This window comes from Streptomyces sp. NPDC059003 (assembly GCF_042740445.1).
Lineage (GTDB): Bacteria > Actinomycetota > Actinomycetes > Streptomycetales > Streptomycetaceae > Streptomyces.
This window is the reverse complement of sequence record NZ_JBHYJH010000030.1, coordinates 1-12,182: the sequence shown is the minus strand read 5'-3', so window position 1 is coordinate 12,182 and position 12,182 is coordinate 1. Positions and strand designations below refer to the sequence as shown.

Annotated in this window: 10 protein-coding genes; 7 read left to right on the top strand and 3 right to left on the bottom strand. The window is 72.4% G+C overall.

Annotated features, from left to right (window positions below):
- Positions 1–93: 93 nt before the first annotated feature.
- The 3 genes from ACFWZ5_RS14115 to trpD all read right to left on the bottom strand — a co-directional run bounded on the left by ACFWZ5_RS14115 (position 94) and on the right by trpD (position 3,929).
- A complete protein-coding gene (locus ACFWZ5_RS14115; protein WP_384789216.1) occupies positions 94–1,692 on the bottom strand; it encodes an AMP-binding protein in 1,599 nt (532 codons plus the stop codon).
- Positions 1,693–1,841: 149 nt separating this feature from the next.
- On the bottom strand, positions 1,842–2,525 hold the full coding sequence (locus tag ACFWZ5_RS14110; RefSeq protein ID WP_384789219.1) for a TetR family transcriptional regulator: 684 nt from the start codon (positions 2,523–2,525) through the stop codon (positions 1,842–1,844).
- A gap of 345 nt (positions 2,526–2,870) precedes the next feature.
- Entirely contained in the window at positions 2,871–3,929 is a 1,059-nt protein-coding gene (trpD, locus tag ACFWZ5_RS14105) for an anthranilate phosphoribosyltransferase (protein WP_384789222.1), read from the bottom strand.
- A 118-nt stretch (positions 3,930–4,047) separates the two neighbouring features.
- Between trpD and ACFWZ5_RS14100 the strand changes: the two genes are divergently transcribed.
- From ACFWZ5_RS14100 to ACFWZ5_RS14070, 7 genes are all read left to right on the top strand, one after another.
- Positions 4,048–5,448, top strand: coding sequence for a PLP-dependent aminotransferase family protein (locus tag ACFWZ5_RS14100; RefSeq protein ID WP_384789225.1), 1,401 nt, complete (start codon positions 4,048–4,050; stop codon positions 5,446–5,448).
- A gap of 448 nt (positions 5,449–5,896) precedes the next feature.
- Complete coding sequence (locus tag ACFWZ5_RS14095) at positions 5,897–7,270, top strand: class II 3-deoxy-7-phosphoheptulonate synthase (protein WP_384789228.1); 1,374 nt, start codon at positions 5,897–5,899, stop codon at positions 7,268–7,270.
- Positions 7,271–7,362: 92 nt separating this feature from the next.
- Complete coding sequence (gene sbnB / locus ACFWZ5_RS14090) at positions 7,363–8,430, top strand: 2,3-diaminopropionate biosynthesis protein SbnB (protein ID WP_384789231.1); 1,068 nt, start codon at positions 7,363–7,365, stop codon at positions 8,428–8,430.
- 154 nt (positions 8,431–8,584) lie between these two features.
- Positions 8,585–9,391 (top strand): BTAD domain-containing putative transcriptional regulator, encoded by an 807-nt coding sequence (locus tag ACFWZ5_RS14085; protein WP_384789233.1) that lies wholly within the window; start codon positions 8,585–8,587, stop codon positions 9,389–9,391.
- Between the two features lie 72 nt (positions 9,392–9,463).
- On the top strand, positions 9,464–9,739 hold the full coding sequence (locus ACFWZ5_RS14080; protein ID WP_384789236.1) for an acyl carrier protein: 276 nt from the start codon (positions 9,464–9,466) through the stop codon (positions 9,737–9,739).
- 30 nt (positions 9,740–9,769) lie between these two features.
- Positions 9,770–10,993 carry a beta-ketoacyl-[acyl-carrier-protein] synthase family protein gene (locus tag ACFWZ5_RS14075; protein ID WP_384789239.1) on the top strand — a complete coding sequence of 408 codons (1,224 nt, stop codon included), beginning with the start codon at positions 9,770–9,772 and terminating at the stop codon, positions 10,991–10,993.
- Positions 10,990–12,123, top strand: a complete 1,134-nt coding sequence (locus ACFWZ5_RS14070) for a beta-ketoacyl synthase N-terminal-like domain-containing protein (RefSeq protein ID WP_384789242.1) — start codon at positions 10,990–10,992, stop codon at positions 12,121–12,123. The genes ACFWZ5_RS14075 and ACFWZ5_RS14070 overlap by 4 nt, the downstream gene beginning before the upstream one ends.
- Positions 12,124–12,182 lie beyond the last annotated feature (59 nt).

The window sequence follows — 12,182 nt, the reverse complement described above, 5'->3', positions numbered from 1 at the left end:
CTGCGCGCAAAGCTGGTCCAGACCAATCGAGTTGTCAAGACCTCAGGCATGCGGAATGAACGCGGTGCCCCGCGCAACAGCGGCGGTCGCCGTTCAGTACACCGTCACGCTGGAGCGGGTGAGCCCGAGCTGGTCCTGCACCTGCTTCTTGTCGGGCTTGCCGACCGCGTTCAGCGGCAGCTCGTCGAGGTGGTGCAGCACGCTGGGCACATAGATCTCGCCCCTGGCCGCCGCCACGAAGTCGCGCACCAGGGCGTGGTCGACGGTGTGTCCCGGCGCTGCGACGACGACGGCGTGCACCTCCTCGGCGTCGTCGGGGCGGCGTACGCCGAAGACCATGCACTGCTCGATCGCCGGGTGGGTCAGCAGCAGGCTCTCCAGTTCCACGGGGAACACCTGGTGGCTGCCCGCCAGTTTGACGGTCTCCTTGATGCGGCCCGCGATGTAGAGGTAGCCCGCCTCGTCCAGGTAGCCCGCGTCCCCGGTGCGCAGCCAGCCGTCGCTCAGTGCCTGGGCGGTGAGCCCGGGCTGCTTCCAGTAGCCGCTCATGACCTGGGGGGAGCGGGCCCGTATCTCGCCGATCTGCCCGGTGGGCAGTTCCGTGCCCGCCGTGTCGCAGATCTTGATGCGCACGCCCGGGACGGGCCGCCCGGCGGTGATCTGCCCGGTCCGTCCGATCAGGGTGTGCTCCTGCGGGGTGACCTCGGTCATGAGCCCGGCTTCCGTCTGCCCGTACCAGCCGTACAGGACGGGCCCGAACACCTCGCCAGCCCTCTCGAGCCGGCTGGGTGCGAGCAGGTGCCCGCCGTAGCTGACCCGGCGCAGGCTGGTGGTGTCGGTGCTGCCCGCGGCGGGGTCATCCAGGAGCCGGCCCAGCATCGGGGAGAGCATCCATACGTCGGTGATGCGCTCCCGTTCGATCGCCGCGTACACCTCGGCGGGCGTGAACTGGCGCTGGAGCACGACGTGTCCGCCCGCGAGCAGGGTGGCGTCGCTGGTGGTGCCCGCGGAGTGCGCGATGGAGGCGCAGGCCAAAAAGCGGGGCGCGGTGGTGGTGTCGCTCCAGTGCGGGGCGGGTGTGGTGAGCAGGGCGGCGCGGTCGGTGAGGACGTCCTGGTAGTTCGCGTACGTCATGCAGACGCTCTTGGGGATGCCGGTGCTGCCGCCGGTGAGGCGGATGCACCAGTGGTCGTCCGCGCGCGCCGCGCTCGGGGGCCGCCGGCCGCGGTGGCGTGCGGCCAGGGCCGTCAGGTCCTCGCCCAGCGGGCTCGGGCCGAGGAAGAGCACCGGGGGCAGCTGCTGTTGGGCCAGCAGGTTGTGGGCCATGGCTTGCAGTGCCGGGTCGATGAGCAGCAGCGTGGTGTCGATGCTCGCCACGATGTGGGCCACGACGTCGGGGGCGATCTGGGTGTGGATCACTTCGTGCAGGAACGCCACGCGGGCGCCGAGCAGGTTCGCCGCGTACCGTGCGCCCAGTGCCTCGGGCCGGTTGCCGCTCAGGAGCGAGACGGTGCTGCCGCGCCCGACGCCGCGCTCGGCCAGTTCCGCCGCCATCCGCAGGACGCTGTGGCGGAAGGCGCCCGCGGTTGTCTTCGTCCCGCTGCTGTCGGTGAGTACGGGCCGTTGGGGGTCCGTGGCGAGGACATCGAGGATCGAGTCGACGTAATTGCGGAAGGCGGCGGTGTGCGGCATGGGCCTCATGGCATCACGGGCCGGTGGCAGGCGGGCTTGAGCTCCGGTGGAGTGCTGTGCGGGTCTGCCGCTCCTGGCGGGAGCGGCGCGGGGTGCGGTGGGGTGAGGTGCGGTGGGGTGAGGTGGGGTGCCGTCTTCGGGGGGGGGCGTTACTCCGTGGCGCCGGTGCGGGACTCCTCGGCCGGGGTGGCCGGGGTGGCCGCACTGTCCGGCAGGGCGTTGTGGGGCAGGGCGCGGTCGTCGTCGGGGCCGGTCGTGGCGAGGCCCTGGAGGACGACGTTCCAGATGCGTGCCAGTTCGGCCTTGGCCTGTCCTGTGGACTGCTCCTGCCGGCAGGCGCGGCGGCGGATCTCGGCTTCCGTGCCGGTGACCAGGTAGGTGGCCAGGAGGGCCAGTGCGCTGTGGTCGGTGCCGCGGCCGGTGGTTGCTTCCGGGGTGCTGGGCAGGTATTTCTCCAGCGCGGGGGTCCAGGCCGAGGCCCAGTCCGGCGCGCAGCCCGGCTGTTCCCTCGACAGGCGGGCTGCGGCGCGTACCGAGACCTGTGTCTCCAGCAGGTCGGCGAGGGTGAGGGTCAGCCGGATCACCGACTGGACGGGGTCTGCTTCCGTTGCGGCGGCCTGGTCGACGGCGGGCAGGGTGTCGGCGTGTGCGTCGCGCCGTACCGCGTCGGCCAGTTCCTTCTTGGAGGCGAAGTGGAAGGTGAGGGCGCCGACGGAGAAACCTGCGGCCCGGGCGATCTCGGTCATGGACGAGGCCGCGTACCCGTGGCGGTCGAACTCGTGGGCAGCGGCTCTCGCCAAGGCCTTCCGCGTCTGGGTGGCTCGCTCCTGCACTGCTGTGACCCCTCCTGCAGCAACGCGCCGAAATCGCCATCGCAACGGGTGCAAGGCCTCCACGCTACCCATAAAGACAATCTTATTCTTGCTTATCGGAAGTCTTGCAGGCAAGGCACATATGCCGCGCATCGGGTGCCGCGGCCGGGCAGCCGCTGACGGTTTGCTGACGGCGTGCTGACAGTTCGGCACCCGGGCAGGCGAAGTGACCGCACGCGGAGGCATCGGCCCTGCTCGTACGGCAGTTTTACCGCATGCTGAATAAGATGGTTCGCGCCCTCGAGCCTTTCTACGGTTCTCCTCTAGCGGTGCCGGGAGGGGAGGGACAGCGCGTGGAGGTGGGGGTCAGCCGCCCGTGGCGTGCTTTGCGGCCACCGCAGTCCAGTGCTCGAGCACAGCCGCGGCGGCGCCGGAGTCCACGGCCTGTGCGGCCTGCCGCACCGCCTGGCCCAGGCGCTCGGTGACACCGCGCCGGCTCGGCCGCAGCGCCGCCAGGCCGGCCGCGGCCGACAGCAGCACCGCGTCCCTGACGGGCCCCTGGGCCCCGGCGAACACCTCATGGGCCACCCGCGCGTTGTGTGCGCTGTCCCCGCCGCGCAGCGCGGCCGCGGGGGCCCGGCCGATCCCGATGTCGCGCGGGTCGAAGTGCTCGGTGCGTACCTCGCCGCCGTCGACCAACCAGATTGTGGAGGTAGTGGTGACCGTGAGCTCGTCCATGCCGTCGTCGCCGCGGAAGACCAGAGCGGACACGCCGCGACGGGCCAGCACGTGCGCGATCAGCGGTGCCAGGCGCGGGTTGGCGACGCCCACCGCCTGTGCCGTGGGCGATGCCGGGTTGCTCAGCGGGCCCAGCGCGTTGAAGACGGTGCGGATGCCCAGTTCGCGGCGCGGGCCGGCCGCGTGGCGCATCGCCGGGTGGAAGGCGGGGGCGAAGCAGAAGGTGATGCCGGTCTCCTCCAGCACCGCGCGCACCTGGGGCGGCGTCAGGGTGAGGGCCACTCCCAGCTCCTCGAGCACGTCCGCCGATCCGCAGGCCGAGGACGCCGAGCGGTTGCCGTGCTTGACGACCCGCGCCCCCGCCGCGGCCGCCACGACCGCCGACATCGTGGAGACGTTCACGCTGTGGGTGCCGTCGCCCCCGGTGCCCACGATGTCCAGGGTGGGGCCGGGGACGTCAAGGCGCACGGCGTGGTCGCACAGGGCGCGCGCCATGCCCTCGATCTCGTCGGCGCTCTCCCCCTTGGCCCGCAGCGCGACGAGGAAGCCGGCCAGCCGGGCGTCCCCGGCGCTGCCCGACATCACCTGGTCCATGGCCCAGGCCGACTCCCCCGCGGTGAGGTTCTGGCCCCGCAGCAGCGTGGTGAGGACTTCGGGCCAGGTGGGCACCTTCGGCTCGGCGGCCATGAGGAGTCTCCTTCAGCGGCGCTGACGGTGTTTCCGCTCATTGTGTGAAGAGAGAAAAGTGCGTTCCAGACCACTGTCCGTAGAAGTGTGCGGTCCACTTCAGAAGAAGGTAGATGGCATGGCCCTGCACATCGCGCTCGAAGTGGTGAGGGGTTCTTCGGTTTCCCTGACATCGCAGATTCAGGAATTCATCCGCAGGGAGATAGCCGAAGGCGCCCTGCACCCGGGCACCCGGCTTCCCTCCAGCCGCCGGCTCGCGGGCGATCTCGACGTCTCCCGCAGCGTGGTGGTGGAGGCGTACGGACAGCTCGTGGCCGAGGGCTATCTGGAGACCGCCCACGGCTCGGGGACCAAGGTGGTCGGGCACCTCGACGCCGGCCCGGTCGTGCCCGCGCTGCTGGAGGAGCACAAGGACGAGCAGAAGGCGGAGCCGGTCCGCTGGGACCTGCGGCCCGGCGGCGGCAACACGCCCGCCTTCCCCCGGCGCGAGTGGCTGCGCTGCTACCAGCGGGTGCTGCAGGCCGCCGACCTGCCGCTGCACCGCTACCCGCCGCTGGCCGGCGAGGGCGCTCTGCGCCACGAACTGTCGCGGTATCTGGGCCGGGTCAGGGGCGTGCGCGCGCACCCCGAGCAGATCGCCGTGGTCGCCGGATTCGCCGAGGCGCTCGGTCTGCTGTGCACGGTGCTGCCGGGGCTTGGCATCGACACGCTGGCCATCGAGGACCCGGGGCACCCCGGCCAGCGCCAGTTCATCCGGGAGACCGGTCTTGGCGTACTGCCGGTGGCGGTCGACGGCGAGGGGGTGGACGTGGAGGCGCTGGCGCGGTCGGGGGCGCGGGCCGTCCTGGTCACCGCCACCCACCAGTTCCCCACCGGCGCCACCCTGTCCGAGCGGCGTCGCGCGGCCCTGGCCCGCTGGGCCGAGGCCGTCGACGGCTGGGTGATCGAGGACGACTACGACGGCGGCCTGTGGTACGAGCGCGGCACCCGGCCGCTGGCCCTGCAGCGGTCGATGCCCGACCGGGTCGTCTACGCGGGGACCGCCAGCAAGGCGCTCTCCCCCAGCCTGCGCCTGGGCTGGCTGACCGCGCCGGCGCCGATGCTCGAACTGCTGCTGCGGGCCCGCGCCCGGCACGACCTGGGCACCGACGCCTTCACCCAGCTGACGATGGCCGAGATGCTGCGCACCGGCCTGTTCGACCGTCATCTGCGGCGCCTGAACGTGCTGGCGCACAGCAGGCGGGACACCCTGGACGAAGCCGTGCGCAGGCATCTGCCCGGCGCGTCGGTGACCGGGGCCAGGGCGGGGCTGCACGCGTATGTGCGCCTTCCCCGGCCCACCGACGAGGCGGCCCTGGTGGCGGCGGTGCTGCGCGCCTGCGTGCTGGTGCGCGGCAGTGCCGCCTTCCACATGCGGCCGCAGCCGGACGCACCGGCCCTGGTGGTGGGCCATGCGCATCTGCCGGGCTCCGGCATCACGGACGCGCTGCGGACGGTGGGCGCGGTCAGGCGGGGGTGAGAGCGGGACGGGGGCGTGCCGGAGGGGCGTGCCTGGGGGCGGGACGGTGTGCGGCAGGGCCGCGTCGGCGGTCGTCGTGAGGCTCTACGGGGGCACCGGCTCGGTGGGCGGGGTCCGGTGCCGCATGCCCCTCACCTGGCTGTGGCCGGGGGCGACGGCCAGAGGGACAAGGATGTTGCCGGCCGGCATGCTCCTGCTTCGGCTGCGCGTCCGGTGCGGGCGGATCGTGCGGCGGCGGCCGGGTGCCGCTCACGGTGACTGTGACCGTGCCGAGGCCCGGGTGCGGGGGCCAGTCCACTGTGCGGCCGTGCACGCGGACCACTCCCCTTTTGCTTGACGCCGTCGCGGGGCGTCGACTGAGCTCCTGGGTGCGAGCGGTTCTTTTCCCTGTCTGTTCTTTTACCTGTCTGTTCTTTTCCCTGTCTGTGGCCTTGCGGGAAGGCGAGTCATGACCAACGCCCCGAAGGAATCCCAAGCGAGACATCACGCGGCCGAGAGCTGGCGCCGCTTCCCGGCGGCGCAGCAGCCCACCTGGCCCGACGAGAGCGAACTGCGGGCTGTGGCCGGGCAGTTGGCCACGGCTCCGCCGCTGGTCTTCGCGGCCGAGTGCGAGCGGCTGCGCGAGCGGATCGCGGCGGTCGCGCGCGGCGAGGCCGTGCTCCTGCAGGGCGGCGACTGCGCGGAGACCTTCCGGCAGGCGACGGCCGAGTCCGTCCACGGCAAGCTGAAGACCCTGCTGCAGATGGCCGTCGTCCTCACCTACGCCTCCGCCCTGCCGGTGGTGAAGATCGGGCGGATGGCCGGCCAGTACGCCAAACCCCGCTCCAGCGGCGAGGAGCGGCGCGGCGAGAGGGTGCTGCCCTCCTACCGGGGCGACGCGGTCAACGGGCCGGAGTTCACCGCCGAGGCCAGAGAGCCCGACCCCCAGCGCCTGCGCAGGATGTACGAGTGCTCGGCCACCACGCTCAATCTCGTCCGGGCCCTGACCACCGGCGGGTTCGCGGATCTGCGGCAGGTGCACACCTGGAACCAGGGCTTCGTGGCCAGTTCCCGCTCCGGCGAGCGCTACGAGCGGCTGGCCGACGAGATCGACCGCACGCTGGCCTTCATGCACTCCTGCGGCGTCGACACCCGGGAGCTGAACACCGCGGAGTTCTTCGTCAGCCATGAGGGCCTGCTGCTGGAGTACGAGGCCGCCCTGACCCGGACCGACGCGGCCACCGGCCGGTCGTACGCCACCAGCGGGCACCTGCTGTGGATCGGCGAGCGGACCCGGGACCTGGACGGGGCGCACGTGGAGTTCTTCTCCCGCGTGGCCAACCCCATCGCGGTCAAGCTCGGCCCCACCGTCGCCGCGGACGTCGTGCTGGGCCTGCTGGACCGCCTCGACCCGCACCGCGAGGCGGGCCGGCTCACCTTCGTGGTGCGGGCCGGGGCGGAGCGGATCCGCGAGGTGCTGCCCACGCTGGTGGAGAAGGTCGAGGCGGAGGGGGCGCAGGTGTGCTGGGTGAGCGATCCGATGCACGGCAACACCATCACCGCGGCCAGCGGCCACAAGACCCGCCGCTTCGACGCGATCCTCGACGAGGTGCGCGGCTTCTTCGAGGTGCACCGCGCACTGGGCTCCCACCCCGGCGGCATCCACGTGGAGCTCACCGGGGACGACGTCACCGAGTGCGTCGGCGGCGGCGACGCGGTCCTTGCCGAGCACCTGCACCACCGCTACGAGACGGCCTGCGACCCGCGCCTGAACCACACGCAGTCCCTGGACCTGGCCTTCCTGCTGGCCGAGATGTACCGCGAGAGGGCGGCCGGCAGCTGATGTCAGCGTGTTGTCAGAGCTGCTGTTGACCATGTCCTCAAGGGCCGCCGGACACATCCGGCAGCACCCGGCCACTGCAAGGGAGTCGTGGGATGACCAAGGAAGATCTCGTTCTGCCGTTCGCCGTGGTGCCCGGCTCCCAGGTGCACGCCGTGCTGAGCGGGCAGGAGCAGCACACGGTGGACCTGGTCGAGGCGGCCTACCACGTGCACGGCCGGGGCGACACGGTCAACCCGCCCTCGTACTTCCTGCGCTTCCCCGACCGCCCCTCGTCGCGCATCATCGCGCTGCCGTCGTCCATCGGCGGCGACACGCGGGTCGACGGCCTGAAGTGGATCTCCAGCTTCCCCGAGAACGTGGCGGCGGGCATCCCGCGGGCCTCCGCGGTGCTCGTGCTCAACGACCACGACACGGGATATCCCCTGGCCTGCCTGGAGAGCTCGATCATCAGCGCGGCCCGCACCGCGGCCTCCGCGGTGCTCGCGGCGGACCGGCTGTCGCGGGCCCAGGGGCGCGAGCGCCCCCGGCGGGTGGGGTTCATCGGGGCGGGGTTCATCGCCCGCCACATCCACACCTATCTCGCCGGGACCGGCTGGACCTTCGACGAGGTGGGCGTCCACGACCTGTCCGCCGAGTACGCGGCGGACTTCAGCACGTATCTGCACGGCTCGTCCGAGACCGGCCGGATCGCCGTGCACGAGAGCGCCGAGGAGCTGATCCGCTCCTCGGACCTGGTCGTCTTCGCGACCGTCGCGGCCGCTCCCCATGTGCACGAGCCGGACTGGTTCGCGCACCACCCGATCGTGCTGAACGTGTCGCTGCGCGACCTGGCCCCCGAGGTCCTGCTCGCCTCGGCGAACGTGGTCGACGACGTCGAGCACTGCCTGAAGGCCGACACCTCCCCGCACCTGACCGAACAGCTCACCGGCAGCCGGGACTTCCTCGACGGCACCTTGTACGAGGTGATGACCGGGCAGGTGGCGGTACCGGCGGACCGCCCCGTGGTGTTCTCGCCGTTCGGCCTGGGGGTCCTGGACCTGGCGGTGGGCAAGTTCGTCCACGACGAGGTGCGCCGCCGGGGCCAGGCGCAGGTCATCGAGGGCTTCTTCCACGAGATGGACCGCTACGGGCGCGCCACCACGCCCGCCGCCCGCCCGTGAACGTGCACCGCCCGTGAGCCGCCCGTGGGTGTGAGCCCGTCCGTGAGGGGCCGCGGGCGCGGCGGTGTCAGTGCGCGGTCACCGGTGTGTCATCGCGTCTTCGTAGTCTTCCGCTGGATTTACGGGCATGGTCCGCGGCGCAACCGGAGGGTGGATGGAGTTCCGAATTCTGGGGCAGGTCGAAGTGCACCACGCGGGGCGGCAGATACCGCTGCGCGGCGCCAAGCAGCGCACCGTGCTCGGCGCCCTGCTGCTGGCCGAGGATTTGGTGGTGTACGACTCGCAGCTGGGTGACTTCCTGTGGGGCCAGAAGCCGCCCGCCACCGTGAACGCCCAGATCTACACCTATGTTTCCCGGTTGCGCAAAGCCCTTGGTCCGCATGCCCGGATCATGCGCCGCTCGCCGGGCTATCTGATGCAGACCGGTTCCTGCTGGTTCGATCTCGCCGAGTTCACCGACCGGGCGCACCGCGGGCATGAGGCGCTTCAGTCAGGCGCGTACGAGACGGCGTTCTCGCTGCTGTCCTCGGCGCTGTCGCTGTGGCGCGGGCCCGCGCTCGCGGATGTGACCTGCCACCTGGCCGAGGCCGTCCGGCCGCGCCTGGAGGAACTGCGGATCACGGCGCTCACCGACCAGTTCGAGGCCGAGCTCGCGCTCGGCGGGCACGCCGCCCTGGTGCCGAGGCTGACGCAGCTGGTGGGCCAGTACCCGCTGCAGGAGCGCTTCCGTGCGCAGCTGATGACGGCCCTGTACCGCTGCGACCGCCAGGCGGAGGCCCTGGCCCTGTACGAGCAGGGCCGCAGCATGCTGGCGGGCTCGCTCGGCATCGATCCCGGTGCGCGGCTGCACCAGGTCATGCTCGCCATTTTGAATTCCGACCCCAAGCTGCTCGGCCCCGTGCGCGAGCGGCTGGCAGCCGGCCTGGGCCGCTCGGCGGCGCCCCGTTTCGCGGTGCTGTGAGCGCCACCGGCCCCACCACCACGGGCGCGGGCTGCCGTCCGTGCCCCGACCGACCTCACCCAAGGAGACACCATGACCGCACCGCTGCCCGGGTCCGCCCTGGCCGATGAGGACCGGGCCCGCATCAAGGACGTCGTGCTGGAGGTCCTGGACGTCGAGGAGGAGCACCTGACGCCGGACGCGTCCTTCAAGAAGGATCTCGGTGCCGACTCGATGGGGCTCGTGGCGCTCGGTGCGTCCCTGGAGCGCACCTTCGACATCGAGATCGAGGACTGGAAGGTGGACCGGCTCGACAGCCTCGAGAACGTGTTCGCGGTGGTGGACGAGGCGCTCGCCGCGCATCGCTGAGCGGGCTTTCACGACTCGAGGAGGGGTGAAGTGAGCGCGGACGCGGAGCAGGAGCGCGTGGTGATCACGGGTCTTGGCGTGGTCAGCAGCATAGGGACCGGAGTGGAGGATTTCTGCGCCGGTCTGCGGGCGGGACGCAGTGGGGCGAAGCCGATCACAGCGTTCGACACCACCGGCTTCGCGCACGCGATCGGGTGCGAGGTGAGCGGCTTCAGCCCGCAGGAGTGGCTGGAGCACCTGGAGCCGGAGGGTCTTGGCCGGGCCACCCAGTTCGCGGTCGCGGGCGCCCGGATGGCGCTCGCGGACGCGGGGCTCGGCCTGCAGGAGCTGCGGGACCGTCGCGCGCTGGTGTCCATCGGCACCAGCGACGGCGAGACGCGCGACCTGGACACGCTGACGGAACAGCAGTGGGCGCACGGCACGCTCGATCCCGTCCTGGCCGGGCGTCTTGACGCCAGCCGGCTCGCCTCGGGCGTGGTCAGGGAACTGGGGCTGCGCGATGTGGAGACCATGACGACCGCGACGGCCTGCGCGGCCGGCAACTACGCGATCGGCAGCGCGTTCGACGCGCTGCGGGTCGGCGATGTCGAGGTCGCGCTGTGCGGCGGCGCGGATGCCGTGTGCCGCAAGACGTTCACCGGGTTCTACCGGTTCGGCACGATCGCGCCGGAGATGTGCCAGCCCTTCGACCGGGACCGCAAGGGCCTGCTGGCCAGCGAGGGCAGTGGCGTCCTGGTCCTGGAGACCCTGCGCTCGGCGCGGGCCCGCGGGGCGCGGATCTATGCGGAGGTGCTCGGTTACGGGCTCAACTGCGATGCGGGGCACGCGGTCGCGCCGGACCAGGACAGCCTGGCGAGGTGCATGCGGCTCGCGCAGGCCAATGCCGGCGTCAAGCCCGAGGACGTGGACCTGATCTCGGCGCACGGCACCGGCACCCCGACCAACGACGTGGTCGAGACCAGCGCGATCCGGCAGGTGTTCGACGTGCCGCCGCCGACGGTGTCGGTGAAGAGCATGATCGGGCACGCCATGGGGGCGGCGAGTGCCCTGGCCGCGGTCGCGTGCGCGCTCGCCATCCGCGAGGGCTTCATCCCTCCCACCATCAACCACACGAACACCGATCCGGACTGCGGCCTGGACTGCGTACCCAACCAGGCGCGCGAGGCCGTGCTGAACGTGGTGCAGAACAACGCGCTCGCGTTCGCGGGCAACAACGTGGTGCTGCTGCTGGGCCGGCACCAGGAGGTGTCATGACGACGATCGAGGCGAGCGGATCGCCGCGGCTTGCCCACCGTGACGGCGGGGCGCCGGGCGGCGGGACGCTGGTGCTGTCGGGATGGTCCGCCGTGAGCGCCTACGGCGTGGGCCGTGACGTGCTGCGCGAGGGCCTGCTGTCGGGCCGCGCGGCGCAGGTGGAGGAGGCAGGGGCGGGCGGGCCCGTGCCCTCCGTGACGGTGCCGGGCTTCCGGGCGGCCGACCACCTGGGGCGCAAGGGGACGCGCACGATGAGCCGCTCCACGGCGTTCGCCGCGACGGCCATCGACGTCCTGCTGCGCGAGCTGGGGCCCGAGGTCACCGAGGACCCGCAGCGCGTCGGGCTCGTCCTGGGGGTCGGCCAGGGCACCGTGCAGACCGTCATGGACTTCACCCGGGGGGCGCTCACCGCGTCCAAGCCGTATCACGTGGACGCGCTGCGCTTTCCCGACACCTTCCTCAACCGCGCCGCCGGGCAGAGCGCGATCTGGCACGGGCTCAAGGGTCCGAACACCACCATCGCCGCAGGCCGGCTGTCCGCGCTCGTGGCCATCGGCTACGCGGCCCGCCTGAGCCGGGGCGGCCACTGCCGGCGCCTGCTGGTCGGTGCCACCGAGGAGTGCTCGCCGGCGCGGGCGATGCTGGCCGACGCGGTGAGCGGCGGCCGCGAGCTGCCCGCGCCGCTGGGCGAGGGCTGTGTGGTCGCGCTGCTCGAGCCGGCCGCCGAGGCGGCGGCGGCCGGGCGGGTGCCGGTGGCCACGGTGGCGGCGACGCACTTCAGGGCGGCGGCAGAGCCGGCCGTGGAGGGCGGTGCCGAACTCGCCGCGTGTGTGCGGGCCGCGCTCGCCAAGGCGGGCGCCACCGCCGACCGGATCCGCCTGGTGGTGCCGCTGGGTGAGCACGCGCAGCAGGAGGAGGCGGGCATCCGCGCGGTGCTGGGCGATGCGGACCCGCGGTGGCTGCACTGCCGTCCGCTGCTGGGCGACGCGTTCGCCGCATCCGCCGGACTGCAGCTGTCGGCGGCGCTGTCCGCCGCGGCCAACTGGTCCCGGCCGGGAGATCTGGCGCTGCTCACGGGCATCGACCGGGACGGCACGGTCGGCTGCGCCCTGTTCGGCCGGCCCGACTGAGCAACGCACCACGGACGACGGGCTGTGGCCCTTTCCCCCTCCGGCCGGAGGGGGAACGG

Coding starts and splice junctions, on each gene's coding strand:
- ACFWZ5_RS14115 (WP_384789216.1), bottom strand. CDS start 1,692: ATGCCGCACACCGCCGCCTTCCGCAATTACGTCGACTCGATCCTCGAT.
- trpD (WP_384789222.1), bottom strand. CDS start 3,929: ATGGCCGCCGAGCCGAAGGTGCCCACCTGGCCCGAAGTCCTCACCACG.
- ACFWZ5_RS14100 (WP_384789225.1), top strand. CDS start 4,048: ATGGCCCTGCACATCGCGCTCGAAGTGGTGAGGGGTTCTTCGGTTTCC.
- ACFWZ5_RS14095 (WP_384789228.1), top strand. CDS start 5,897: ATGACCAACGCCCCGAAGGAATCCCAAGCGAGACATCACGCGGCCGAG.
- sbnB (WP_384789231.1), top strand. CDS start 7,363: ATGACCAAGGAAGATCTCGTTCTGCCGTTCGCCGTGGTGCCCGGCTCC.
- ACFWZ5_RS14085 (WP_384789233.1), top strand. CDS start 8,585: ATGGAGTTCCGAATTCTGGGGCAGGTCGAAGTGCACCACGCGGGGCGG.
- ACFWZ5_RS14080 (WP_384789236.1), top strand. CDS start 9,464: ATGACCGCACCGCTGCCCGGGTCCGCCCTGGCCGATGAGGACCGGGCC.
- ACFWZ5_RS14070 (WP_384789242.1), top strand. CDS start 10,990: ATGACGACGATCGAGGCGAGCGGATCGCCGCGGCTTGCCCACCGTGAC.